Below are 24,130 nucleotides of genomic sequence, written 5' to 3'. Positions count from 1 at the left end.
TTTACGGGTATCGTCAAAAAAATGACGGTTTTGCGTCAAAATAATGTCCTGTTAGGCGGTTTGGGCTGCTTGTAGGTTTGGGTAGTTCTTTCTGAATTACTCAAACGTTATGGATACTAAAGTTTTGCCGCTGCTCAAAACGCCGATCACTTACTATGGTGGCAAGCAGCAAATGTTGAAGCATATTCTACCGAAGATTCCCGCTCACATTACCTATGTGGAACCCTTTTTCGGGGGCGGTTCCGTGTTCTGGGGGAAGCCACCATCGGCGGCTGAAGTGGTCAATGACATCAGCAACCGGCTGATCACGTTCTATAAGGTGCTGAAATATGATCTGGATGAGTTGCAATCGCTGATTGATGAGACATTTCACAGCCGGGCGCAGCACCGCGAAACAGATGCCGAGTATGAAAGCGGGGAAGAAGAAATCAGCGATGTTCTTCGGATGGCCTGGGCGGTGTGGGTGCAGAGCAACATGAGTTTTGGTAGTGCGATTGGCGCTGGTTTTGGGTACGACAAGTATGGTAAGTGTGCGTTAAAAATCTTCAACAAGAAGAAACTGCTGTGCGATGCCTACCAGGAGCGGCTGAAGTTCGTGACGGTAGAGAGCTACGACGTACTGAAGGTGATGAAGGCGTACGACACACCTGATACGTTTTTCTATCTTGACCCACCTTACGTGTCGAGTAACCAAGGTAGTTACAAAGGCTATACTGAAGACGACTTTGTGAAGCTGCTGGAGGCCTGCGTAAAACTGAAAGGAAAGTTTCTGCTGAGCAGCTACCCAGAGCCTATTTTGCTGGAGTACCGCCAGAAATACGGATGGTCGACGGAAGACATCGAAAAGACCCTGGCGGTTGATGGTCGCCGAAAAGCGGCCAAAACGAAGGTGGAGTGCCTGACATGGAATTACTGATGGTCGTGGTTTCAATCCCCTTAGAAAATCAGGTTATTTAACCTAAAAAAGCCACACAGCGCATGTCTGTGTGGCTTTTTTTAAAGATTAGATTCCAATTTCAATACCACCATATGATAGTATGAAGCCTGTACAAAGCTTAATGTGGACGACTGCCACCGAACTTCTAATTCAAATAAGGTACAGACTAAATTGGAGTCGTGTGTACTGTAGTTGTGCGAGCGGACTAGCCCTTATGCCATTATGAATAGGTTGTTTGAGTACATACTGTCATCATTTGATGACAAGTTGAGACAAAAAAAATTAGGCCACTGATACATGCATGAGTCGTTCGCCTAACTGACGTAAGGCAGTCTCAATCTTCTTTGCCTGCTTTTCAGAAGGCTTTTTATTACCGGTGGCATACTGGCGCATCAATGATGAGTTGATACCAGCAAATTCGGCAATGATCGTAATCTTTATAGCCTTGAATACATCGAATAAGGCCGTGAGGTCGTATTCATAGTCGTAGGTGATGTCGGTTTCCTTGATACCTTCCCACTCTGGCATATTCTTGCCTTCGTTTTCGAGAAAGTCAACGACTAAGTCGCGTAGGTTCGTGGTCACCTCCTCGACGGAGGCTCCAACGGAAGTCAGTAAGAAGCCGGGCGCGTCAATGCTGCCCCAGAGTTCATCATCACCCTTTTCGAGTGTGATGGTTAATGTTTTGCTTGCCATTTCAGTGACTGTTTTGTTCAACAGGAATAGAGTGGTTATACATAAGTGCAATTAACTGTTGGTAAACTGCTGTAATCGCCCGAAGCGGGCGGGGGCTATTTAACCCCCGCCGTTTTCAGGATGCTGCTTAAGAGGCCGGGTTTAAGATCGTCCTTGCCATGTTCGGGAACCGTGATGATCTTTTGAATGGAATCATGTTTGTAGATCCGGTGGCTTCCGCGTTGGCGAACTTCATACCAACCCTGCTTCTCAATCAGCTTGATCACTTCCGAAGCTTTCATCAGTTAAGCTGTTTAAGTATGGGTCAAAGGTAACACAAACGTTACTTATTTGTCAAGTTTTCAGGTAACTATTTTGTTACTTTTGTTTTTGCCCTGCCCTGACCGGTAGGGCTTTTTTGTGCTGTTCCGCGTCCTTCTGTGCCTTCGGGGGGGGAATGACCTTCGGGGCATGGCAGATTCGATACCGGTGCAGTTTGCGGATGCTGAGCGGATTGCTCAACTCCTGAACGCGTATATCCAGAAGGCAGAAAATGCATTTCAACGGCGCATCAGTTCGCAGGGACTGGTGCTGACGGGGGAAATGCTGAATTCATTCCGGCAATATGCCGCTGAGCGTGGTGAAGGCTATGTAGAGGCCAAACTGGGCATGGTGGGCTATCTGCGAATGAAGGATTTAAAGTCGCTGAACTACAGCCGTACCCCACCGCTCCGGGCGCTGATGGACTTCGTGGAGAAGGTCGGTGTCGACAAGTTTGCCTACGTACCTGGGTATCCACAGGGCGTGAAGCCTGCCACCGAAGCCAAAGCCATCGAGCGCATTGCCTGGGGCATCAAAATGAACATGCAACGGCACCCGAACGTGAAACGGGGCTACCGGGGCATCTACGCAGACCCGCTTCTGAGCGAGGTGCTGCCCAACTTCTTCCGCGACCTGACCGACGATTCTAACCGCACCGCGATGCTCGGTGTGAAGCAACTGTTTAGCCAATTCTGACATGGCCATCAATCTTAACGAAGAAGCTACCCTTACCCTCAAGGCCAATACAAGGGACTTCGCCAATGAAATAGCGGTGCTGGATACGAAGGCGAAAGACCTGAAACAGACCCTGTCGGACATTGAAAAAACGGGCGCTGGCAAAGGCTCCGAGGAGTGGAAGAAGTACCGGACGGAGCTCACCCAGGTAAACGCTGAACTGGCCAAAACGCGCAAGGAAACAGACCTGACAAAGCTCACCTACGGGCAACTGGGCAACCTGGTGAAGCAACTTAATGCTGATCTGAAAGGCCTGGTGCCAGGTACGGAGGCGTTTGTCAATGCCACCAAACGCCTGGATGACGCAAAGGCCAGGCTGAGCGACGTAAGCAAGCAGGTCAACAGCATCAATACGGAAAGTACGGCCCTGGGGCAACAGAGCCGCTGGCAAAAGGTGGCCAGTGGGGTTTCGCTGATGGGCAAAGCTTTCCAGGCCATAATGGCGCTTCAGGTGATTGGCTACATCATCGAGATCGGTAAAAGCATCTTCGATATTACCGGCAAGTTCGAGCGGTACGAGAAGGTACTGACCAACGCACTTGGGTCTGAAAAACTGGCGAAGCAGTCGTTAGCGGCCATTTCACAGATGGCTAAAAACACGGTCTTCACTGTAGACGAACTCACTGAAGGCTATGTGAAACTGGTGAACCGGGGTATGCGGCCGAGCCAGAAGGAGATGATTGCGATGACCGATCTGGCGGCATCTCAGGGCAAAAAGTTCGATGAACTGGTAGAGGCGGCACTGGATGCCCAGACGGGTGAGTTTGAGCGGCTGAAGGAGTTTGGTATCCGGGCTACGAAATCGGGCGATAGCGTAACGATGTCGTTCAAGGGAATGAACCAGACGGTGAAAAACACACCGGAGGCCATTCAGGGAGCCATTACGAAGTTTGGCGAAATGAACGGGGTGGCGGGTCAGAATGCAACGATGATGTCGACGCTGGAAGGCCAGACCAGCAACCTGTCGGATTCGTTTGATGCGTTGAAGGTGGAAATGGGCCAGAAACTGAGGCCTGTTTTCGTGGCCATCATTCAAGTGATTAACGGGGCGATTCCTGTCGTTCGGTTGCTGGCCAATGTGCTGTTTACGGTGATATCTGCTATGGTCACGCAGTACAACACGTTGACGGACTTTGCCGCTGGAGCCGCTGGTGTATTGGGTAACCTGGCATTAGCTGCTCATGAATTCCTGCAAGGCAATTTCGCTGCCGCAGCTGTAGCGTGGGATAAGACCAAAGCAGCTGGTGCCAAGACAATTGATGGCATTAAAACCAACGCCAAGCAGGGTGCCGCAGCCATTATTGGCATCTGGTCTGACCCAGCGGCGACAACAGCGGCCGATTTTGCCGGTAAGGCGCAGGGTAAGGCGCACCAGGACGGGCTGACCGATGCTCAGAAAAAAGCACTGAAGGAACGGGAGGCTGAGGAGAAGAAAGCGCAGAAGCAGGCTGAAGCAGACCTGAAAAAATATCTTGAAGATGTCGGCAAAGCGAATCAGAAGGCGATTGAAGACCTGCACAAGCTGGAGGCCGACGCTCATATTGCCAGTATTCAGGATGAGCAGAAGCGGGAATTGACCAAGATTCTGGCCAAGCATGACCTGGCCGTTGAGGAGATCATGCGGGGGATTCAGGATGAAAAACTGAAGAATCAGCAGATTGCTTTTCTGGATCAGCAGCTTCAGGGGGAAGTCACCAAGTTGCAGGCCGATCATGCCGAGAAGCGCCGTAAGAAGTCGGAGGATGAGGAGAAGGCCAGGCTCGAAACCCAGAAAAATATACTGGAGCAGGAGCGCCAGGCTGAAAACGCCTTGCTCGACTGGAAGGAAATAAACGCCAAGGGCAATGCCACCAAACTGGCGGCGATCCACCTGGAGCGTGTAATGGTCAATTACCGGGCAACGGTTGAAAAACTCGAAGCTGAGGAAGCTGCCGAAAAGGCCAAAGCAACGCGGGAAATTACCGACAAAGACCAGCTTGATCGGGCCATCACGGCGATTGAAGCCAGGTACCACAACGAGCAGTTGCTGGCATCGGCGAAGACTGCGGAAGAGAAAGCCAAGATTGAAGAGGAGCTTAAAGCGAAGAAAAAGGCGATCTGGGGCGAGGTAAGCAGCGCATTCGGTGCGTTGCTGAAGGGCGATATGAGTTCGTTTCTGGATCATGCTGATAAGCTGGTTCAGGGCGAGAAGTCGGCCATGCAGAAGAAGCTGGCAGCTAATCAGGAAACGTACGCTGCCATCGGATCAATGGCCAGCCAGGCGGCGCAGTTTTTGGCTGATCTGGCAAAGGCGAAAGCTGACCGGGCCATTGCTGAGATCAACCGGGAGCGGGATGCCAACGTGGCTGCGCTGAACGATAAAGTGGCTAAGGAGCAGGCGGCTATTGATAAGATTGAGTCGGATAAGCAGCGGATCAAGTCGGAGTCGGATGCCAAGATCGAGATGCTCCGGACGAACAGTGAGCAGACGATATCGAATCTGGAGAGCCAGTACCGGCAGCTGAGCAGTTCGGAAGAAAAGGCGAAGCTGACTGACCAGTTACAGGGCTATCGGGATAACGCCGATGGGAAGACAGAGGCTGCTAAGCAGGCAGCAGAGGACGCTATTGATGCCGCCAAACTGGAGGCTAAAGAAACCATTGATGCAGCACAGAAGACGGAGGCAGCGGCTATTAAATCAGCTGTAAATGAGAAGAATGAGAAGATTGACGCGGCCGAGGCGACTCGTGATGCGGAGATCGCCAGCATTAACAAGCGCACTGATATTGACCAGGCTACCCGGAAAACGTTGCTGGCTGAAGCCAAAGATAAGTTTGAGCTGGAGAAAAAGCAGGCAACGGAAGAAGCTGACCACAAGATCGAGTCGGCTAAAGCGGAAGCGAAAACGAAGGTTGACCTGGCCAATTCTACCCAGAAGACAAAGATCGAACTGGCCAATGACCAGCGGGATGCCGAACTGAAAGCAATCGAAGCCATCAGGAATGGCGATGAGAAAGCAGCCAAAGAGATTCTGGCCAGGGCGAAATCGGATGCCAAAGACAAGATTGCGCTGGCCAAAGATGAGGCGACCAAAAAGATCGATGAAGCTGAACGCGAGAAACGGGAAAAACTGAAGAAGGTAGAAGCCGAAAAAGCTACTCGGATTGCCAACCAGAAAGACCTGAACCGGGCTATCGAGCAGGAAAACGCACGGGCTAAAGCAAAAGAGGCGGAAGAGAAACGGAAGGCCTGGCAGGCGCAGAAGAAGGCCGATACGGCTAGTGCGTTGATAACTGGAGCGCTATCTGTCATTAAGGCACTGGCATCGGGTTTCTGGCCGGTGAACCTGGTGTTTGCGGCGATGGCGGCCGTGATGACGGGTATTCAGGTGGCGAAGATTAACAGCCAGCCAATGCCACAGTTTGAGGGTGGCGGCTTTATTCCACAAGGTGGCCGACATGGGTCGACGTACGGTACTGGTGGGCTGGCTATTGTAGACCGGCAGAGTGGGCGCGAGCAGGGTGAAATGGAAGGTGGTGAAGCCATTATTTCCCGCGAACAGACGAAGGCTAACCTGCCCATTATTCACCGCATGTTTGCCAATGCCCGAACGCCTGGGCGAAGGAACCAGCCAGTTACGACAGACCGCGATGCGCTGGGCAGGCCTGCCGGTTTCCGGGATGGTGGTCTGTTTGACGGTTTTGGTGGGTCGATGTACGTCTATGGCGGGGTTATTCCCAAGTCGAGGAAGCGGTATGATGAGGGGGGGATGGTTGATGGTGGATCTGACGGCGGCGGGGGCGAAAGCAGCGGTGGTGAAAGTAGTGGCAGCGATGGGCTGGACTCGGCAAACAGCGATTATGAAGAATCGAAAAAACAGTTTGAGAAGCAGGTAAAAGCCCTGGAGGACATCAGGCTGGCGGTGGTGCAGGCGAGTAACGACAACCGGAATGCGCTTAATTCGCTGTACTGGGGACTCGGTTGGCAGAATAGTCAACTGCGTGATGAGGTTACGTCGGCCATTCGGGCGATGAGCCAGAACCTTCAGAACACGATTACGACCAGTAATGAGGGTTTACGGACGTCGCTGGCGTTGCTTGTATTGCGGCAGCAGAATGACAACAAGGAGGTGATCAAGGCGTTGCAGGCAGGCTTTGGGCTGATGCAGCAGGAGGAGCGAACGACCCAGCGGGCTGTGGCCACCAACACGGCAGCGGTGGAGACGAGTACGCGCCAGAACACGATGGATCTATGGCGGCTGGAGCTGACGATGGCCAGCAACCTGAGCCGACTGGAGCAACACCTGGTGAACGTGCTGACTGACCAGACGCGAACGCTCGACGATCGGATGCTGGCCAGCACCACCAGCCTGGTGCGATCACAGGATGCCGCAACCCGGAGCATGGGTTTGAGCCTGGCCAACCTGGCGTTGAGCATGAGTTCGGGGATGCTCAGACTGAGTGACAGTATGACGCTGGGGCTGACTCAGCTGCGGCAAACGACTACTCAGGAGTTACGCCAGTCGGCAACCCGGCAGGAGGTGGCGATGAGCAACCTGGGGAGCCTGCTGTACTGGAGCATGACCGACCTGGCCAGCCGTACCGAGCGCAGCCTGGCGATGGTAGCGGACGTAACAAAAACCGGGTTGCGGCAATCGGCTGATCGAACGGCGGGAGCCACTGATGCTATGGCAAATGAAGTGCGGGGGCTGCGCTGGAGTATCAACTCAGTCGAGGCGGCGGTGTGGGCCAATCGGCAGGCGACACAGGGTGTGGAAGGTGCTATCTGGGGAAGCAACCAGCAGGGCAGGCTCGATGCATTGATTGCAACGATGAGCGTTTTTGGAAAGAAGTAAGTAGTTTTAGGTGTTCTAAACCCGCCATGAAATTACTTTTCTCTATACACTTATGTTGAAGACGCTGACGCTGTCTGTTCCAAAATACCTGCAAAAATTTCTGGTTGGTGAATACTCCGGGGAGGAAGGTCGTATCCACGTGGAGAAGTGGAGCCAACTGGGAAGCCTGATCGATCTAGTTTCGAGATCGTATCCGTTTCCACTGCCTGTTCAGCAGGTACGTGGGACAACTATTCAGATCACCTACTACTGTCGTGAAAAGAGCTACGATATTCCACCCGATAAGTACCCGGCGCTGGTGCGGAGTATGGATGAGTTGTTTCGCCGGGCGATGATCTGCGAAGTGCGCAAAGTTCACGAGATGGCGGGTGGGGCGTATGGCCCTTATGTACGCTCGTTTCTGGACCGGTACGATATTGTGGCGGACGTTGATGTCGACTTTGAGACCATGCGCAAGATCTATCGGGACTATCTGGCCCGAAATGATCGAAAAAATGGAAAAAACTTATGCGTAAAAAGTCCGGCTGTGGCCTAAAAAGTCCGGTTTAGACCTGAAATGTCCGGGCTGCGCGTAAAAAGTCCGGGCTAAGGACCTACAAAAACCCCACTGGTTAATCGTCAGTGGGGTTTTTTCGTGCCATACAGTGCTGGAATGGGCGGGGATTTAGTCCTTTTGATGGGGGTATGAAGGGGGTAGTTTTGGCCGTAGATGGTACAAACAAACACGTTCGGCGGCATTGGTGGAGGCGAAGCCAATCTGGGCTATATAGCCGAGTTCTGGCTGATCGATGTACGGGACGTGATTGATTTGGCGAAGCCAGTACTGACCCAGGCTGGCCTGCAATTTCCAATTGGTGCCGTAGCGCTGGCTTCGGATGCTGCGGTTACGCATTTCCGGTTTGGGGCCAAGGCCTGCACCGCCGGGAGTGACGTAGTCCGTAGTGAAGCGGGCATTGCCTACTCGGTAACCATAACAGGGAGTATGCCAAAGCCTGACATGCACCTGCTGGGCTGGCTGTTGCTCAATGCCCGTCGACGGTGGCTGGTGATCTGGCGCGATCGGAACGGAATGCTGTGGCTGGGTGGCCAGCCTGACCAGGGTTTGCGACTAGACTGGAAACAGGTCACGGCCGATCGAAATGCGCTGGAGCTCTCGTTGACGGGGCTGACTACGAAACCGCCTATTCAACTAACCGCCACTACGCTGGAGACAATGTTCCCGGTGGGCGAATTCGATTATTCATTCGATTACTCTTTCAATTCATAGATATGGCCAGTACAACAGAACAGATCGATGGGCTGATCGACAGTAACCTGCCCGATAATAACACGCGCAGTAATAAAGCGCTGACCGTGCGAACGCTGCTGAAACTGATTACTTCCTGGGTACGTGACCAGGTTAATGCCACGACAACGACCTGGTTAAGGCCAGGTACAAACATGGCGGGTACAAATTCAGAGGCGGTATACCGCACTGGACAGATAGAGACACGAGGCGGTATTATCGCTCTTACCAGACAAAATAGCACGGCGGCTATGGCCATGTTGGAAATCGGCCCGTCGTCGGCAATGCAGGTGACAGGCGGCGCAGCAGGTAACGCAGCATTTATTGAGTTTCATGTTCCCGGCCTATTGATTCAACAGTTTGGCGTAGATACGGACGGAAGGCTGAAACTGCATCCGTGGGGCACATCGACTGCCTACGACTTCATTTTGGATGGGTACAATGATAAGATCAGCACTGGTAACGCTATACAGAAGCGGAAGTTAGTTCTGTACTCGACCGCTTCGAATGACCACCAGTTTTATGGATTAGGTGTTTTGGGCGGCCAATTCGTGTACCAGGTTCCTACGTCGACGGACGCACATATTTTCATGGCTGGCCTGAATGCGGCAACCAGCAAAGAGGTAATGCGCATTCTTGGTAATGGCCGCGTTGGCATTGGTACAGACGTGCCGAGCACAGCACTGGATGTTGCTGCCAGCAACCCGACGAATGGGATAATTGCCATGTTCATTAATTCCGCCAACCCAGGCGCGACCGGCGCATTCGTAGCCATTCATCAGTCAGGCGTTGCGATCTGGTTAATGGGTCAACCAGGCGGCGTCGATGCGTGGGTGCTTAAAGGGTATGGTGGTGGGGCTTTCCCTGAATTTGTTCGAGTTGATCTGAATGGTAACATGGGTATCGGAGTCAATAACCCTACCTCAAGACTGCACGTGAAAGGCGCACTGGGTCACAATCAGTTTAGGGCTGAAACGCCCTACACGCCCACTGGTACTGCTGATGTTAATGGCGCAACAGGTCAGGTGGCCTGGGACGCGAACTACCTGTATGTAAAAACGGCGGCAGGCTGGAAGCGGTCTGCCTTAACTACCTTCTAATTATGCAGAATAAAGACAGTATTCATGTTCCTATATCGCCTGCGCCTTTTACCGTAAAGGCCAGAATAGCAACGCATCGTTTTTTTGGAATCACCGAAAACCTGAACATGATCCAGCAGGTTGATGTCAGCTACACTGATGAAGCTGGTAAACCGATGCATGAGGTGATTGACGGCATCGAAAGCTTGACACCCATACAGAAAGAGTTGGCAAAAGCTCAGTACCCTGATCGTATGGTAAGCAAAACTACTGAAGCTGCCTGGTGTAACCCTGCAACGGGGGCAGTGGTACCAGCAGGAACAGAGGGTGCTATTTCTCAATTGCAATTCTTTCAGTCCATAACCGTCGAGCAAATGCTGGTGGAGACGGGTAAGAATTTAAAAAGTGGTTTTGCCGAGGTGCTGTACACGGTGCTGGCCGGTGAGATACTGAAGATCGACGCTAGAGGCGAGTTGTAGAATGCACCAGAACGTACCGCGCAGCGGACCGCCCGAAATTATAGTACGCTATTGTTGGGAGAATGAAAAGGCAGACCGGTTTGAGGTGCAGCAGCCCGTTCATTTCCAACTCACTGGCGGTCGGAGTGTCACAATACCGGTTGGTTACAAGACCGATTTTGCGTCAGTACCTGCTATATTGTGGGGGTTTATTCCTAGCATTGGCCGACACAACCATGCCGCGTTAGTCCATGATTATCTGTACGATAATCGATTATTCGAGGAGGAGTTGGGTCCGTTCCAGGCGCGGCTCTTCGCCGATCAGGAATTTCTACGCATTGCCAACGAAATTGGACCGACTCATCGGCTGAGGCACCTGATCATGTATCGGTTTGTCCGCTGGTTCGGACTGAGTTGGTGGGTGCAGTGAACGTTATTTACGGTGGGTGTCGAAAGCCTCCTGGCAGTTGCCGGGGGGCTTTTTTGTGGCCTGAAAACGTCCTTTATGGCGGGTTAATGGGGTAATTATTTCGTAGCGTATTAAACCGCTGCTGGCACCGCAATGCAATCCATCAACTTCTCAGGGCTCTGGTATCTCAATGATCAATTCGCCGAGCGTATGCAGAGCATCATTGTTCCCAGGCTAAGTGCAGGGTATGATGCGATACCGAACTACCTGATCAACCCACATCCGTCGGCGATGAAGGGCGATAATGATTCGCCCAGGCCGAGGGCAGGTACGTTGGATTACTACCAGTATTTCGCTGATGCCTACCGGGTTGGGTCGGTGTGTGTGGTGCCCATGATTGGGGCCATGAGCCGTTACGGCCAGTGCAACTGGGGCACTGAAGACCTGGCTGGTATTCTGAAAGCAGCTGATAAACTGGAATCGGTATCTGCGCATCTGCTCAAATCGGATGGACCAGGCGGAACGGTTGATGGCACTGGGCCACTGGCCGACGTGATAGCGGGCCTCACCAAGCCGGTGGTGGCCTGGACGCCGTATTCGGCATCGGCGCATTACTACGTGATCAGCCAGGCTGACGAGATCTGGATGGAAGACCAGACGGTGAGCGAAGTGGGCAGTATTGGGGTACTGATGGTCTACGTGGACCAGAGTGCAGCGCTAGCCAAGGCCGGGTATTCTCCGACAATTTTCCGGGCTGATGGATCGACTGATAAAGCACTGGTCAATGGTATAGAGCCACTTAGCGATGGCACGAAGGCCGAAATCGTGTCGCAACTCAATGCGGCACGGCGGAGATTTGTGGGCGCTGTTCGACGCGGCCGGGGGCAGAAGCTGAGCAGTGATGAAGTATTTACGGGCAAAATGTATGGCCCTAAAGAAGCAATCCGGACGGGGCTGGCCGATCGCACAGGTACGTTGGAGCAGGCCATTCGTCGCGCTGCCCAACTGGGCAAATAATTAAGCAATTTCTTTTTTCACGATTCATATGGTCAAGAACACAATTACGGGGAGTCTGCTGGCCAAGCTGTTCCCGTCGATGAGCAAGTATTTTCTGGAGAACGCCTCGCAGGAGCAGGTGAACCAGGCCGAGCAGGAAGCGGCCGTTATCCATCAACAATTACAGGCAGCAGAGAAGCCCGCCGGTGTGGTAGTAGCTGAAGCGACGCCAGTACTGGCGGGGGGAGCTGAAGCCGTGGAAGCGGTGCTGCTGGAAATTCCTGCACCACAACAGCCAGGCGCTGTGGATGTGATGGCTTTAACGAAACGGGCTACCGATGCTGAAGCGACGGTAACTACGCTGCAAACGCAGTTGGCCACCGCCGAAGCCGATCGGGACCGCTACAAGGGCTGGTATGACAAGCAGGCCGGGGCCGGTACGAGGTTGCCGGGGGCCGACGCATCGACGCGCAGTCAGGCAGAGGGTGATAAGCAGCTCACGGCCGCTGATCAGTACGCGTTGAGCCTGGTGAAAGGGCGCTAAGGCGCACTAAGGCAAAGGAAATAAGCGGATTAAGACACTTTTTACTAATTAATAGAACGTGGTAGGACCAACAATTGATTTTACAAACTTCGGGCCGGAACTGATGAAGACGGTCGAGGACATGGGCGGCGGGATCGTGCTTCAGGAAGCAACTATTGACGGCGTTGCCAGCCTGAGCAACGACTTCTCGGTAGAGATTATTCGGGACCGGGGGCAACTGGTTACGGCGGAATTTCTGGACGCCTTTATGCCCGCCAGCGATACGTTTAGCCCGCAGGCGGCGATGACGGTGAAGAGCCGTACGGCGAGTTTCACGGAGGCAGACATTGATCTGAAGCTGACGAATTCGGATATCTCGAAAGCCTACCGGTCGTATTTGGGCTGGGTGATAGAGAAAGGTCGGAGTGAAGCGGAGGTGCGTGCGAACCCGTTCAATCTGTTCTTCATACGCCAGATCATTGCGAACCACTTCAAATTTGCGAGGCTCAAAACCTCGTGGAAGGGGGTATTCAACCAGGCAGGTAACGGAGCCGGGTCCATTGCGGACGGTTTCCTGAAGAAGACCGCCACAGGCCGGGCCGTTGGGGGTGACATTGCGGCAGGCCACGTATTTGCGGCGGCAGCGATTACGGAACTCAACGCCTATGACCAGGTAAACGGGTTGGCCGAACTGGTGGACGAAGAGTTTCTCTCGTCGGCGTTCAATATGTATTTGAGCCAGGCCAGCTACGACAAGTACTGCCGGAACAGGCGGTCGCTGTTTAAAGAGCACGTGGGGCCGGGCGAAAAGCCGGGTACGCTCGATGAGCGTAGCAACATCACATTTGTGGTCGATCCGGGTTTGTCGGGGAAAGACACGCTGGTGGTTACGCCGCAGCAGAACCTGAAGTTCATCGCCAACGAGGCTCCGGGCGTGTACAGCATCAACGTGGTGCGGCAGGCCAAACACTGGGAGATCAGCATTCGGATCAGCATTGGGTTCGATTACGCCTCGCCTAGTTTGCTCTGGCTGAACGACAAGATTTAACCCAGGCGGCGGGCCACCGCTCCCAACGGGGTGGTGGCCCGCCGCCTGGTTGCAGTGAATAAAGTAGGGTTTCTAAAGACAGCTAATTGACATGAAGTATTTCAAAGTTTTGATGGGGGTGGCACTGGTGCTGCTGGCGAGTTTGGTGGTGCAGGCCACGGGTAATGTGCTGCTGGGGGTGGCGACGATTCCGGCTGTTACGTACCTGGTACAGGTGACGGCGGGTTTCTCGCTGTTTTCGGCTGATAAGTTGGTACTGGGTTCGCTCATTTCGATTAAACGACCAGGACAGGGGCAACCCAACCCTGGCGGTGGTCGACGGTTGTTTCTGGTGCCTATTAACGAGCTGACGGCGGAGTGGCCTAAACGGGCAGATATTATTGCTGGTGAGTTGACAGTGGCTCCACCGTTGCAGGTAGCGGCGGCTGGGCCACCGGCTATTACGGCGGGGGCCTTTGTGGAAGTGGACGTGTCGGATGCATCGCTAAAGATTGATCAGGCCCTAAAAGGTGCTTCGGGGTATCAGTCGTGGGAGCAGTCGGTGGAGGTGAAGATTGCCGGGTTCAATGCGGCTCAGTGTGCCGGGATCGACAAGCTGTTGAACCAGGAGGTTGTGGCGGTGGTGCTGAGCAATGATGGCACACGGATCGTGGTTGGATCGAGCTTTAACGGGCTTCAGTTCGAGATTACGAATACGTCGGGGGCGAAAGGGTCTGACCGTCGTGAATGGTCGCTGAAGGCCAAGCAGGATGGCTATATGTTCGGCTACCAGCCGATTGCGACGTCGGTGGTGATTCCGGGTATTGTCTAACTATTGATTGAGTATCATCTAAAAAAGCTCCCGCTCCATCCGGAGCGGGAGCTTTTTTTAATCTGTTTTATCATGAAAAAAGTGGAGTTGATCTGTGGCCCGGAGATGAAATTCTCATTGGGCGACGAAGTGGTAACGGCCGCTAATCTGACGGTTGATCAGGCGGAGTTGATTGCGGGTCAGTACCCGGATCAGTACGTGCGGATAGTTGAAACGAAACCAGTAAAAACGGTGGCTGAGAGTGCCACAGCGAAATAATGGCCAATTTGACACAGTTGAAGGGATCGGTTGACCTGGCGCAGATGAACCACAGCGCGATGGGTACTGACCAAACGAAGGCGGCACTTGAAGCAGCCCAGGCGATGTATGATGATGCTGTTGCGGCTGAAGAAGCGGCTGGCAACGATAAAACCGGTGATGTCGTCGATGAATTTGTTAAGCTAGGTAAGCAAGCAGCAGCAGCTGGAATTAACAACGTGCTGACTCCCGAAGAGAAAGCAGCTAAAGTGATGGAGAATGCGAAAGCAATTGAAACAGTCTTCACAACGCCAGCTAATCTACCAGCTGCAGATTCACAGCCTGCTAATGGATCAGAGCCCACCAATACTGGTGAGGGTGCCGGTGATGCTGCCGAGTTAGAAAAAAAAAGCGAATAGCGCCTGTAAAGGAGTCTGTGGACGCTGCGAAAGAGCGACTCACGTTGGAGGCCGATCGGCTGAATCGTGACGTCGCTCTTTTGAGTAATAGGCTGGGTGACTTCGCCGATGATGATGTTGCCGGCCGAAAGAAGATAGTTGATCAGATCATTGAACTGCGTGAGCAGTGGAAAGACTGCCGGTACGAACTGGAAACTGGCCAGGTACGTCGGCCGGTGGCGATGGAGAAGCCAACGAAGACCACCACTGGGTTGTCGGTAGCTGAAATTAAGGTGGAGTTGGGCCGGATCAGGACCAACATCAGCAAGCTGAAGGATAAGCTGCAGGAACGACCTGAGCATAAGAAAGCGGCCGAGTGGCAAGCCGATCTGGACAGGTTGATTGGCCTGCGCGAAGCCTATGAAGCAGAAGTGGCTGATTTGAAATTTGCTAATTCTGGAAAAACTGAAGAGGGCTAAAAATTCTGGCTTTTACCGGGAATGATGAGATGAGACAGCATAATAAATACTTGGTGAAGGTACAGGAGGAGTTGAGCGTGTATCAACGCTACCTGCTGAATGATGGTGTAGAGCTGACACCGACCCAATTTGACACGTTCGAGAAAATAGATACGGTACGTGCCTGGCTGCGCGAAGGCTACTCTGATCAACAGGTGCTGTCGATGCTGAAGAACGGCCGGTCGATTCAGGATAGGCGGGGCCGGGAGATTCTGGCGTTATCCTACGCGATTTTTGCTGAGCTGCGCCGGGCTCGTGATAAGGATGGTGTAAAGTACCTGTATGCAGAAATGTTTAAGGCGGCAGCGAAAGAGGCAAAGGACGCCGGTGATCTGGTCAGCTTCGGCATATTGCTGGAAAAGGCGGCGAAGATCGACGGGGCTTATGATAAGCAGGAAGCGATTGATCAGGAGCAGAAGAAGAAACCGCAAAAAGTCGTGATCAAGGTGAAAACGATGAATGTGCTCCCGGCTCCGGAGCAAGCACGTACTGTAATTGATACGACCCATGAACTCGGAGAGTAGCGTTGATGACGAGTTGGAACTGCTCGTGAATGAAAAGCAGGCCGAGTTTCTGGCGGCCGTGACCAGTCGCCATTATAAAATGGCCGGGATGGTGGGCGGTCGTGGATCGGGCAAGTCGATTACATTGGCGGACTTCCTGAAGGTGGCCTCGGAAGAGTTACCCAGGGGGAAATGCGGCTGGGGCGTAAAAACGATCAAGAAAGCGAAGTCGAAGCTGACGCCAGGACTAAAAGCTGGTTGGCTTCGCTGGCGCTGTTATGAATATGACTTTGCTACTGGCCAGGGTGATTATGTTCTCTGGAGAGAACCACCAGCGCATTTCGATCGGCCGTATGAATCGCCGGATAACTGGGAGAACTGTATTTCGTTTGCGAACGGATTTGTGGTCGAGCTTGAATCGTTCAAGTTGGCCAGCGATGAAAACAGGGGCTCCAATTACGATCTTTATGTAGTTGATGAAGGGCTGAACTTTAAACGCGCCTGGCTGAAAATCGTATTACCGACGCTACGAGCGAACGTCGGAAAATTTGCGTCTTTTCTGCACCATACGTTTGCGGTGTTTTCGTCGCCACCCTGGACGCCGGATGGCCAGTGGATGTACGACATTGAGGAGTCGGCCAAGAAGAATCCGGACAAGTATTACTTTATGGAAGTGAAGACGCGGGATAACCAGGCGTTTCTACCTCCTGATTACATCGATGATTTACGGGAGACGTTGACAAAGATGGAGTTTGAGGTGGAAGTAGATGGTAAGCGGATTTCGAAGCTGCCTAAAACATTCTACCCGGCTTTCCGGAGAGAGGTTCACGTCATTATGGATGACGATCTGGAGGATGACGTTCCACTGATGCTGGGAGGCAAGCCGTTTTACAACGCTAATGATTACCTGGTAGCCTCGTGTGATTTCAACGCTCACTTCACGTCGGCGACCATGTGGCAGGAAGACCCTGAGTGGGCCAGGCAGGTGGAGAATGTGTTCGTCAAGAGCGCCGGGGAGTATGAGTCTATGGCGGTGGCATTAGGGCATGCTATAAACGACCGCTTTTCCAGACATCGTAAAAAACGGGTGATTTTGACGGGTGACCGGAACGGGCGTAATAAATCGGCGGGTTCTAACCGGACCATGTATGAGCAGGTGGAGGCCGTGCTGGAGGCAGCAGGGTGGGATGTAGTAGCAGCACCACTCACGTTCAACCCAGCCCATAAGGACAAGCACAATGACATCAATAAGGTGCTGGCCGAGAGGGAGGGATGCGAGTGGCGGGTGCGCATCGATGAAGAGAAGTGTAAGGCGACGGTGATCAGTATAGAGAACAGCCCGATCGAGACGGACTATAGTAAGGATAAGAGTAGTGAGAGCGCCGACGTAGAGCAGGAGCGGGCGACCCACCTGAGTGATACGGTCGACTACTACATCTACCGTCGACTGAAGGTTGGCTTGACACGAGCCAGTGACGACTTCGAAGTGGATTTTGGGTAAGCCGGTACCAGTGAATAGCAGTGCTTGCCAGGTCAGAATAACATAGCTGAAAAGGCCAGCGGCCAATCTATTGCAATGAACGGATTGGCCGCTGGCCGTTTCAGCTATTCGGCATTTTTGAAAATGGAAATTTCCAAAATGGTAAAGGGCGGGGTCAGAATACAGAAAACCGCACGAAAAAATAGATACGATGCCCTTAAATGCCTGTCTATCTGGCATTTCATCGATCAAAACGGTGCAACTTTTTGGGACGAGTGCCACTTAATACCAACTGCCAGACAAATAAAGGGTTACGCAGCTGAAGCGAGTTCATTCCAACTCGTGAGCAATTTCGCCAGGCGTTCACGACGGGGACGAACGTAGTGGCGTAGACGTTTGGTACTGCGCAGGCCGAGCATAGTGGCCACGTCATCGGCACCAATCAGCATTTCATTCAACGCCAGATCGGCGAAGGTCTTGCGGGCTATTTTGGTACTCAGATTATAGGGCAGCTCGACATGAACCGCGATAAACTTCAACGAATCGTTTCGCTTCTGATTCGATTTAGCAGGCAGGTCAGCCAGGTTGCCGCCATACTGCTTTAGGATTGTAACGGCCGGTTCGAGCAGTTTCAGGAAAAATTCGTTGCCGGTCTTCTGACGTTTGCCAGTAAGCCAGTACACATCATTCTTATCACGCTCAATGCGGAATAATTTCGATGTGTAATCACAGTGGTGCATGCCGGTGAAACAGTTGAAGACGAAAGCATCCCGTTCAGCCGAGAGCGTATTGGCAGTGATAATATGCATCTTTCCCGCCGCCACCAGCGCGTGAAAGTTGAAATCGATCAAGCGTTGCAGTTCCTCAATTGTTAGGTGGGTCGTGTCAGGCTCCTCATCACTACATTCTATCACATACTCTGCGATTGGATTACGCTTGATAAGTTGCCTGGCACAGCACCATTTCATGACCTGCTTGACATACTTCAGATGTTTCTCGATGTGCGGCCCACCGAATTCTTCAGTTTCAGAAAGGTGTAGTTCCAGATTCTCCATGAATTCTTCGTTGAACGCGGTGGCTGGTAACTTCTCCCGTTTAGTTGCAGTCAGATAGTCGTGGATATTGGCAGCATAGTTAGCCTGGATATCGAGTGTGGCCTGACTGATCTTATCTAATTTGAAGCGTTTAACCTGATGCTCGGTATGAAAGACAACCAGATCTGGAAAGGTGAATAGAGTACGTCGATGAACGATACCTGCTCCGGGTTCGCCATTAGGGCGGTGCTGTAACTTGAAAAAATCTTTAATCAGTGCAGCATTGAGCTCGTGGCCATCACGTTCCAAATTTTCTACAAGGGTATCAATGCGTTTTGTGAGCTTTTTGAGTTTTAAATCTTGCTCCTGAGCCCAGACTGATTTGCCGTAGAAACACTGATTCTCTTGATCCCATTGAGATTTCTTGCATAGGATGTGAGTTGAGCCTAATTCTTCACGATCTGCGTTGAAGGTGAGACGCATTTGAATTGAACCTTCTTCATCGTTTTGGGTGGATTTTCGGAACCAGAATAGAAGTGCCATTCGGTTAATGTTATACATGAGTCACTATAAATTGGTGGACTCAAGGCCACACAAAATATAGTCCTAGGTAGATAGGTGTATTTATAAGGATTAATATAACTACAATAAGTTAACTTAATCCTTTATTTGCCTGACGTAACCGCGTTGGGTTGACGTAACCGCGAACGTAACCGACGTAACCGATTTAGGTTGACGTAACCGCGATGAGTTGACGTAACCGCGAGAGTACCCGACGTAACCGCGCTGGGTTGACGTAACCGCGAACGCAACCGAGTTAAAACGACCTTGTAAAGTCGTGGTGGCAGTTGGAAAAGGGGCAAAAGAAAGAGCCACGCGGTTTTCCACGTGGCTCGGCCTCTAAACCAATAAATTAATTTTCCTTATTTGCAGAGAGAGAGGGATTCGAACCCCCGGACCTGTTACAGTCAGCGGTTTTCAAGACCGCCGCAATCGACCACTCTGCCATCTCTCTGTGGATTCGATGATGCAAAAGTAGGCTTATTTCTGACATTTGTCAAGCCGCAAGCAGAAAAAAATGGCCCCGAACGGGCAAAAAAGCCTATTTTTGCCCTGTCAAGTATGGGCCGTTCCGGCTTACCGGCTTGATAATGAATGGGTATAACCAACCTACTCAACTCGTTTTCATCCTCCATTTTTCTCCCTTTGTGGTACGCACTGTGAACGCTCCCGAACAACCGCAGACTAGTCTAGATCCCATTCCCACCGTTGAAACCGCCCGTAAGCTAGGGGTGCTACCCGAAGAATTTGACAAGATCGTCGCCATCCTCGGTCGTCAGCCCAACTTCACCGAACTCAGCATCTTCTCGGTGATGTGGTCGGAACACTGTTCGTATAAAAACTCCATCGTCTGGCTCAAAACGCTCCCCCGCGACTCCGACCGGATGCTGGCCAAGGCCGGCGACGAAAACGCAGGGCTGGTCGATATCGGCGATGGACTGGCCTGTTCCTTCAAGATCGAATCGCACAACCACCCCTCAGCACTGGAACCCTACCAGGGTGCCGCCACGGGCGTTGGCGGCATCAACCGCGATATTTTTACGATGGGTGCGCGGCCCATTGCCCAGTTGAATTCCCTCCGTTTCGGTGATCTGAGCCTGCCCAAAACCCGTCGGCTGTTGCGCGGCGTAGTGAAAGGCATCGGCGACTACGGCAATGCATTTGGTATTCCAACCGTTGGCGGCGAGCTCTATTTCGACGAATGCTACAACACCAACCCGCTCGTCAATGCGTTCTCGGCGGGTATAGTTGAGGTGGGCAAGAGCGCCAAAGCAACCAGCTACGGCGTGGGTAACCCGGTGTATATTGTCGGTTCGGCAACGGGTAAAGATGGTATCCACGGGGCCACGTTCGCGTCGGAAGATATCTCGGCTGCCTCGACCGACAAGCTGCCAGCCGTGCAGGTGGGTGACCCGTTCATGGAGAAACTGCTGCTCGAGGCCACGCTCGAAATCATTGCCACCGGGTACGTGATTGGTATTCAGGACATGGGCGCGGCCGGTATCATCTGCTCAACCTCAGAGATGAGCGCCAAGGGTGAGCATGGCATGATCATCGACCTCGACAAAGTGCCCACGCGCCAACCGAATATGGCTCCGTTTGAAATTCTGCTGTCAGAATCGCAGGAGCGAATGCTGGTGGTGGTTGAAAAAGGCCGCGAGAACGTGATCCAGGGCATTTTTGATAAGTGGGACCTCCACTGCGCCCAGATCGGTGAAGTGACCGCCGCCCCCGAAGATGGCATTGGTCGACTGCACTTTTACCGCTATGGTCAACTCGTTGCCGACGTACCTGCGCATGACCTGGTGCTGGGTGGTGGTGCGCCGCAGTATCGCCGCGAATACAAAGAGCCTGCCTACATTAAGGAGTTCCAGAAATTCCGCATCAGCAGCGTACCCGACGTAACGACCAACGAGTTGAGCACCGTGGCAAAGCACCTGTTAAGCCACCCGAACATCTGCTCGCGGCAGTGGGTATCGCAGCAGTACGATTCGATGGTGGGCACCAGCAACCGCAGCACCAACGCGCCGTCTGATGCCGCCGTGGTGCGGGTGAAAGGCGCGGGTATTCCGAAGTCAGAAAAGTCGATCGTGATCACCGTCGACTGTAACAGCCGGTACGTGAACGCCAACCCCTATGTGGGCGCACAGATCGCCGTGGCCGAAGCCTGCCGCAACGTGGTTTGCACCGGTGGCGAACCGCTGGCCGTGACCAACAACCTGAACTTTGGCAATCCTTACGTACCTGAAGTATACTGGCATTTCGTAGAGGCCGTGAAAGGCATGGGCGAGGCCTGCCGCCGTTTCGAGACGCCGGTCACCGGCGGTAACGTCAGCTTCTACAATCAGTCGTCAGATGATGGGCCGGTGTTCCCGACGCCAACCATCGGGATGCTGGGCCTGATGGAAAAGCCCGACAACCGCATGACGCTCAACTTCCGGGCGGTCGGCGATAGCATCTACCTGATTGGCTCATCACAAAACGACATCGCGTCGTCGGAGTATCTGTACTCGTACCGGGGCGTGAAAGCGTCGCCGGCGCCCGCCTTCGATATCGATCAGGAACTGACGCTTCAGTCAGTAATTAAGCGGTTGATTATTAAGAAGCTGATTGCATCGGCACACGATATTTCAGACGGTGGCCTGTTCGTTACCGTGGCCGAATCGGCAATGGCGGGCGGTACCGGTTTCGCCATTACCACAGACGCTGATTACCGCAAAGATGCGTACCTGTTTGGCGAAAGCCAAAGCCGGGTTGTCGTGTCGGTATCGGCTGAGCAACAGGCTGATTTCGAGCAGTTTATGGACCATGCGAGCGTGGCTTACAGCAAAATAGGCGACGTGACCGCCGCCGACTTCGTGGTCGACGGCCAAACCGTTCTACCAACTGCCGAAGCGTCGGATCTGTACAACAACGCGCTAGGCAAGATCATGGCGTAATTTGCCTGTGGCCGCTCCGGCGTACCGGTCATTAAGTGGTCATTATGCTGCGCTAATAGTTGTAGTTATTCATTATCAGTAGATAGTCATTAATCAGAATAATGAATGACTACAAATGACAGCGCAGCGTAATGACCAATATACTATGCAGCGTTATTTTATTGAACTGAGTTATAAGGGTACCGACTTCCACGGCTGGCAGTTTCAGCCGAATGGTATTTCGGTGCAGCAGGTGCTGGAAGAAACGCTGACCAAACGACTCAGTCAGCCAATCTATATTGTTGGCAGCGGCCGCACCGATGCGGGTGTACACGCCCGACAGCAGTATGCCCACTTCGAGATCGATGGCGAGCTGCCGGCCCATGATTTGCTGGTTCACTCGCTGAACAACATGCTGCCCGACGGCATCGCCATTTATCGCATCTTCCCCGTTAGCCCCAACGATCATGCCCGGTTTTCAGCTAAATCGCGGTATTACCAGTATCACATTCGTCGGCAAAAAAGCGCTTTTCTGCCCAATCAGAGCTATATTTTTCGGCCGCATCTGGATGTGCCACTGATGAACGAAGCGGCGGCGAAGCTGTTGACATTCAGTAATTTCAAGAGCTTCAGCAAAGTACGTACGAACGTGAACCACTACCATTGCAATATGATGCGGGCCGAGTGGGAGCAAGGGCCTGATTCATTAATTTTCCATATCAAAGCCGACCGGTTTCTCTACGGCATGGTGCGCTGTATTGTTGGCACGATGCTCGATATTGGTCAGCACCGCATGACCCTTGAGCAGTTTGAGGCTATCATCTGCGCCGAAGATCGAACGTTGGCTAGCCGGGCTGCCCCCGCCAGCGGGTTGTTTTTAACTGAAGTAACGTACCCGGAAACGGTGCTGGCGCGTCGGTTTGATAATGGTTACCCCCCAACCCCCTGAAGGGGGCTAATGCGCTGCTAGGTTATGAAGCAGCGCATTAGCCCCCTTCAGGGGGTTGGGGGTAACACCGAGAAAAATTAAAAACACTCCATCACAAACGCTTTCCCATGAATCGCTTTCAAACCTCATTCATCTATTCCCTTGCCTTTACCAGCTTATTTAGTAGCTGCTCGCCCAAAACCACGCTAACCAACTCATCTATTCGAGCCACCGAACGGTTCAGGTACGTTGCTGGTAATCACCCGTTAATTTCTGTGCACCGGGGTGGCGGAGACCTGCGCGGCTTTCCCGAAAACTGCATCGAATCGTTCGAGTATGTGACCGGCCAAATTGAACGCCCCGACGCCCCGGCCGTCATCGAATGCGATATTGACCTGACTAAAGACAGTGTGCTGGTGATGATGCATGATGCTACGCTCGACCGCACCACCACCGGAACGGGCAAACTTATCGAACGTACCTACGCCGAGGTGCAGCAAGTAAAACTGGAAGATAATCAGGGCAATCCAACGGCATTCCGCGTGCCCACGCTGGAGGAAACCCTGAATTGGGGCCGCAAGCGGGGGGCCATGTTTACGCTCGATGTAAAACGCAATGTGTCGTTCGCTAAAGTCGTTGACCAGGTGCGCAAGACCAGGACAGAGAATAACGTGGCCATTATCACCTACAACACCAGGGATGCCGCGCTGGTGAATCGGCTGGCTCCTGAACTGATGATCTCCGTTACGATCCGTAACGAGGCCGAATACAATCAGCTTCACGAACTGGGTATTCCCGATAACCGGATGTTCGCGTTCGTGGGTGTGAAAACGCCCGAATCGAGCCTGTACACGTTTCTGCACGCCAAAGGCATCGCTACTATTCTGGGTACGTTGGGTAACCTCGACAAACAGGCCGCTGCCAAAGGGGATGCGCTTTACAAAGAATGGACAGCCGCCGGTGCCGATATGCTCTCGACGGACCGACCGCTGGAAGTTGCCAGAGCGTTGAACCAGAACGGACTGAGGTGAAACGGAATCGACTTATTTACTGTGGTCTGACAGTCAGTGTACTAGCTTTAGGGTTAGCGTCGAGGCGATTTGGCACGTACCTACTGCCATTCATCGGTGCCTATGCCGGTGATACGCTCTGGTCACTGATGGTTTTTTTTGGTATCGCACTTCTGTTCAATTGGCTGCCAACAAAACGAGTGGCGCTACTGGCTTTGCTCTTTTCCTTTGGAATCGAAATCAGCCAACTCTACCATGCGCCGTGGATCGACGCCATTCGGGCAACCCGCCTGGGTGGCCTGATTCTTGGCTTCGGCTTTCTCTTAACAGATTTGTTCTGTTACAGCGTCGGTATTGTAGTGGGAACGTTGATTGACCGGTGGGTAATTGCCCATACGAAGTGATCGGGGGCATAAACAGACCGCAGCCATT

At 52.7% G+C, this 24,130-nt stretch carries 24 protein-coding genes and 1 tRNA gene; 21 read left to right on the top strand and 4 right to left on the bottom strand.

What is annotated here, in order from left to right; genetic code table 11:
- Positions 1 to 109 precede the first annotated feature (109 nt).
- On the top strand, positions 110 to 916 hold the full coding sequence (locus tag ACFE8Q_RS12585; protein WP_375445744.1) for a DNA adenine methylase: 807 nt from the start codon (positions 110 to 112) through the stop codon (positions 914 to 916).
- Between the two features lie 303 nt (positions 917 to 1,219).
- On the opposite strand, the gene ACFE8Q_RS12580 is transcribed toward ACFE8Q_RS12585, so the two are convergent.
- Both ACFE8Q_RS12580 and ACFE8Q_RS12575 read right to left on the bottom strand, forming a co-directional pair.
- On the bottom strand, positions 1,220 to 1,633 hold the full coding sequence (locus ACFE8Q_RS12580) for a hypothetical protein (protein WP_375445743.1): 414 nt from the start codon (positions 1,631 to 1,633) through the stop codon (positions 1,220 to 1,222).
- A 95-nt stretch (positions 1,634 to 1,728) separates the two neighbouring features.
- Positions 1,729 to 1,914, bottom strand: coding sequence for a type II toxin-antitoxin system HicA family toxin (locus ACFE8Q_RS12575; protein WP_375445742.1), 186 nt, complete (start codon positions 1,912 to 1,914; stop codon positions 1,729 to 1,731).
- Between the two features lie 169 nt (positions 1,915 to 2,083).
- Between ACFE8Q_RS12575 and ACFE8Q_RS12570 the strand changes: the two genes are divergently transcribed.
- The 16 genes from ACFE8Q_RS12570 to ACFE8Q_RS12495 all read left to right on the top strand — a co-directional run bounded on the left by ACFE8Q_RS12570 (position 2,084) and on the right by ACFE8Q_RS12495 (position 17,268).
- Positions 2,084 to 2,629, top strand: a complete 546-nt coding sequence (locus tag ACFE8Q_RS12570) for a hypothetical protein (RefSeq protein ID WP_375445741.1) — start codon at positions 2,084 to 2,086, stop codon at positions 2,627 to 2,629.
- A gap of 1 nt (position 2,630) precedes the next feature.
- Positions 2,631 to 7,502 carry a hypothetical protein gene (locus ACFE8Q_RS12565; protein WP_375445740.1) on the top strand — a complete coding sequence of 1,624 codons (4,872 nt, stop codon included), beginning with the start codon at positions 2,631 to 2,633 and terminating at the stop codon, positions 7,500 to 7,502.
- Between the two features lie 52 nt (positions 7,503 to 7,554).
- A complete protein-coding gene (locus ACFE8Q_RS12560) occupies positions 7,555 to 8,037 on the top strand; it encodes a hypothetical protein (RefSeq protein ID WP_375445739.1) in 483 nt (160 codons plus the stop codon).
- Positions 8,038 to 8,211: 174 nt separating this feature from the next.
- Entirely contained in the window at positions 8,212 to 8,769 is a 558-nt protein-coding gene (locus tag ACFE8Q_RS12555; RefSeq protein WP_375445738.1) for a hypothetical protein, read from the top strand.
- A 2-nt stretch (positions 8,770 to 8,771) separates the two neighbouring features.
- Positions 8,772 to 9,887 (top strand): hypothetical protein, encoded by a 1,116-nt coding sequence (locus tag ACFE8Q_RS12550; protein ID WP_375445737.1) that lies wholly within the window; start codon positions 8,772 to 8,774, stop codon positions 9,885 to 9,887.
- 2 nt (positions 9,888 to 9,889) lie between these two features.
- The gene (locus ACFE8Q_RS12545) at positions 9,890 to 10,345 is read left to right on the top strand and encodes a hypothetical protein (RefSeq protein WP_375445736.1); all 456 of its coding nucleotides are present in this window, start codon (positions 9,890 to 9,892) and stop codon (positions 10,343 to 10,345) included.
- Between the two features lies 1 nt (position 10,346).
- Positions 10,347 to 10,754 carry a DUF1353 domain-containing protein gene (locus ACFE8Q_RS12540; protein WP_375445735.1) on the top strand — a complete coding sequence of 136 codons (408 nt, stop codon included), beginning with the start codon at positions 10,347 to 10,349 and terminating at the stop codon, positions 10,752 to 10,754.
- Positions 10,755 to 10,886: 132 nt separating this feature from the next.
- Positions 10,887 to 11,750, top strand: a complete 864-nt coding sequence (locus ACFE8Q_RS12535) for a S49 family peptidase (RefSeq protein ID WP_375445734.1) — start codon at positions 10,887 to 10,889, stop codon at positions 11,748 to 11,750.
- A gap of 28 nt (positions 11,751 to 11,778) precedes the next feature.
- Positions 11,779 to 12,273 (top strand): hypothetical protein, encoded by a 495-nt coding sequence (locus ACFE8Q_RS12530; RefSeq protein WP_375445733.1) that lies wholly within the window; start codon positions 11,779 to 11,781, stop codon positions 12,271 to 12,273.
- 103 nt (positions 12,274 to 12,376) lie between these two features.
- Positions 12,377 to 13,300, top strand: coding sequence for a hypothetical protein (locus ACFE8Q_RS12525; protein ID WP_375445732.1), 924 nt, complete (start codon positions 12,377 to 12,379; stop codon positions 13,298 to 13,300).
- A 91-nt stretch (positions 13,301 to 13,391) separates the two neighbouring features.
- Complete coding sequence (locus tag ACFE8Q_RS12520) at positions 13,392 to 14,111, top strand: hypothetical protein (protein ID WP_375445731.1); 720 nt, start codon at positions 13,392 to 13,394, stop codon at positions 14,109 to 14,111.
- A 72-nt stretch (positions 14,112 to 14,183) separates the two neighbouring features.
- The gene (locus ACFE8Q_RS12515) at positions 14,184 to 14,369 is read left to right on the top strand and encodes a hypothetical protein (RefSeq protein WP_375445730.1); all 186 of its coding nucleotides are present in this window, start codon (positions 14,184 to 14,186) and stop codon (positions 14,367 to 14,369) included.
- Entirely contained in the window at positions 14,369 to 14,767 is a 399-nt protein-coding gene (locus tag ACFE8Q_RS12510; protein ID WP_375445729.1) for a hypothetical protein, read from the top strand. Before ACFE8Q_RS12515 ends, ACFE8Q_RS12510 begins: the two co-directional genes overlap by 1 nt.
- 80 nt (positions 14,768 to 14,847) lie before the next feature.
- Entirely contained in the window at positions 14,848 to 15,225 is a 378-nt protein-coding gene (locus tag ACFE8Q_RS12505; RefSeq protein ID WP_375445728.1) for a hypothetical protein, read from the top strand.
- A 29-nt stretch (positions 15,226 to 15,254) separates the two neighbouring features.
- Positions 15,255 to 15,788 carry a hypothetical protein gene (locus tag ACFE8Q_RS12500; protein ID WP_375445727.1) on the top strand — a complete coding sequence of 178 codons (534 nt, stop codon included), beginning with the start codon at positions 15,255 to 15,257 and terminating at the stop codon, positions 15,786 to 15,788.
- A complete protein-coding gene (locus ACFE8Q_RS12495) occupies positions 15,772 to 17,268 on the top strand; it encodes a hypothetical protein (RefSeq protein WP_375445726.1) in 1,497 nt (498 codons plus the stop codon). The genes ACFE8Q_RS12500 and ACFE8Q_RS12495 overlap by 17 nt, the downstream gene beginning before the upstream one ends.
- Before the next feature lie 290 nt (positions 17,269 to 17,558).
- Here ACFE8Q_RS12495 and ACFE8Q_RS12490 read toward each other — a convergent pair whose 3' ends face one another.
- A complete protein-coding gene (locus ACFE8Q_RS12490) occupies positions 17,559 to 18,824 on the bottom strand; it encodes a hypothetical protein (protein WP_375445725.1) in 1,266 nt (421 codons plus the stop codon).
- 387 nt (positions 18,825 to 19,211) lie between these two features.
- Positions 19,212 to 19,296: transfer RNA gene (locus ACFE8Q_RS12485), tRNA-Ser, on the bottom strand.
- Positions 19,297 to 19,432: 136 nt separating this feature from the next.
- Here ACFE8Q_RS12485 and purL point away from each other — a divergent pair.
- From purL to ACFE8Q_RS12465, 4 genes are all read left to right on the top strand, one after another.
- Positions 19,433 to 21,781, top strand: coding sequence for a phosphoribosylformylglycinamidine synthase subunit PurL (gene purL / locus ACFE8Q_RS12480; RefSeq protein WP_375445724.1), 2,349 nt, complete (start codon positions 19,433 to 19,435; stop codon positions 21,779 to 21,781).
- Positions 21,782 to 21,926: 145 nt separating this feature from the next.
- A complete protein-coding gene (truA, locus tag ACFE8Q_RS12475; RefSeq protein ID WP_375445723.1) occupies positions 21,927 to 22,709 on the top strand; it encodes a tRNA pseudouridine(38-40) synthase TruA in 783 nt (260 codons plus the stop codon).
- A 107-nt stretch (positions 22,710 to 22,816) separates the two neighbouring features.
- Positions 22,817 to 23,719, top strand: coding sequence for a glycerophosphodiester phosphodiesterase family protein (locus ACFE8Q_RS12470; protein WP_375445722.1), 903 nt, complete (start codon positions 22,817 to 22,819; stop codon positions 23,717 to 23,719).
- Positions 23,716 to 24,102, top strand: coding sequence for a DUF2809 domain-containing protein (locus ACFE8Q_RS12465; RefSeq protein WP_375445721.1), 387 nt, complete (start codon positions 23,716 to 23,718; stop codon positions 24,100 to 24,102). Before ACFE8Q_RS12470 ends, ACFE8Q_RS12465 begins: the two co-directional genes overlap by 4 nt.
- The last annotated feature ends 28 nt before the right edge of the window (positions 24,103 to 24,130 follow it).

The sequence above is a fragment of the uncultured Fibrella sp. genome (genome assembly GCF_964250085.1).
Taxonomy (GTDB): Bacteria; Bacteroidota; Bacteroidia; order Cytophagales; family Spirosomataceae; genus Fibrella.
This window is presented reverse-complemented; position numbering and strand designations above follow the sequence as displayed.

Bases quoted from the DNA above. Each gene is read 5' to 3' on its own strand.
- ACFE8Q_RS12585 (WP_375445744.1), top strand. From the start codon at position 110: ATGGATACTAAAGTTTTGCCGCTGCTCAAAACGCCGATCACTTACTAT.
- ACFE8Q_RS12580 (WP_375445743.1), bottom strand. From the start codon at position 1,633: ATGGCAAGCAAAACATTAACCATCACACTCGAAAAGGGTGATGATGAA.
- ACFE8Q_RS12575 (WP_375445742.1), bottom strand. From the start codon at position 1,914: ATGAAAGCTTCGGAAGTGATCAAGCTGATTGAGAAGCAGGGTTGGTAT.
- ACFE8Q_RS12570 (WP_375445741.1), top strand. From the start codon at position 2,084: ATGGCAGATTCGATACCGGTGCAGTTTGCGGATGCTGAGCGGATTGCT.
- ACFE8Q_RS12565 (WP_375445740.1), top strand. From the start codon at position 2,631: ATGGCCATCAATCTTAACGAAGAAGCTACCCTTACCCTCAAGGCCAAT.
- ACFE8Q_RS12560 (WP_375445739.1), top strand. From the start codon at position 7,555: ATGTTGAAGACGCTGACGCTGTCTGTTCCAAAATACCTGCAAAAATTT.
- ACFE8Q_RS12555 (WP_375445738.1), top strand. From the start codon at position 8,212: ATGGTACAAACAAACACGTTCGGCGGCATTGGTGGAGGCGAAGCCAAT.
- ACFE8Q_RS12550 (WP_375445737.1), top strand. From the start codon at position 8,772: ATGGCCAGTACAACAGAACAGATCGATGGGCTGATCGACAGTAACCTG.
- ACFE8Q_RS12545 (WP_375445736.1), top strand. From the start codon at position 9,890: ATGCAGAATAAAGACAGTATTCATGTTCCTATATCGCCTGCGCCTTTT.
- ACFE8Q_RS12540 (WP_375445735.1), top strand. From the start codon at position 10,347: ATGCACCAGAACGTACCGCGCAGCGGACCGCCCGAAATTATAGTACGC.
- ACFE8Q_RS12535 (WP_375445734.1), top strand. From the start codon at position 10,887: ATGCAATCCATCAACTTCTCAGGGCTCTGGTATCTCAATGATCAATTC.
- ACFE8Q_RS12530 (WP_375445733.1), top strand. From the start codon at position 11,779: ATGGTCAAGAACACAATTACGGGGAGTCTGCTGGCCAAGCTGTTCCCG.
- ACFE8Q_RS12525 (WP_375445732.1), top strand. From the start codon at position 12,377: ATGAAGACGGTCGAGGACATGGGCGGCGGGATCGTGCTTCAGGAAGCA.
- ACFE8Q_RS12520 (WP_375445731.1), top strand. From the start codon at position 13,392: ATGAAGTATTTCAAAGTTTTGATGGGGGTGGCACTGGTGCTGCTGGCG.
- ACFE8Q_RS12515 (WP_375445730.1), top strand. From the start codon at position 14,184: ATGAAAAAAGTGGAGTTGATCTGTGGCCCGGAGATGAAATTCTCATTG.
- ACFE8Q_RS12510 (WP_375445729.1), top strand. From the start codon at position 14,369: ATGGCCAATTTGACACAGTTGAAGGGATCGGTTGACCTGGCGCAGATG.
- ACFE8Q_RS12500 (WP_375445727.1), top strand. From the start codon at position 15,255: ATGAGACAGCATAATAAATACTTGGTGAAGGTACAGGAGGAGTTGAGC.
- ACFE8Q_RS12495 (WP_375445726.1), top strand. From the start codon at position 15,772: ATGAACTCGGAGAGTAGCGTTGATGACGAGTTGGAACTGCTCGTGAAT.
- ACFE8Q_RS12490 (WP_375445725.1), bottom strand. From the start codon at position 18,824: ATGGCACTTCTATTCTGGTTCCGAAAATCCACCCAAAACGATGAAGAA.
- purL (WP_375445724.1), top strand. From the start codon at position 19,433: ATGAATGGGTATAACCAACCTACTCAACTCGTTTTCATCCTCCATTTT.
- truA (WP_375445723.1), top strand. From the start codon at position 21,927: ATGCAGCGTTATTTTATTGAACTGAGTTATAAGGGTACCGACTTCCAC.
- ACFE8Q_RS12470 (WP_375445722.1), top strand. From the start codon at position 22,817: ATGAATCGCTTTCAAACCTCATTCATCTATTCCCTTGCCTTTACCAGC.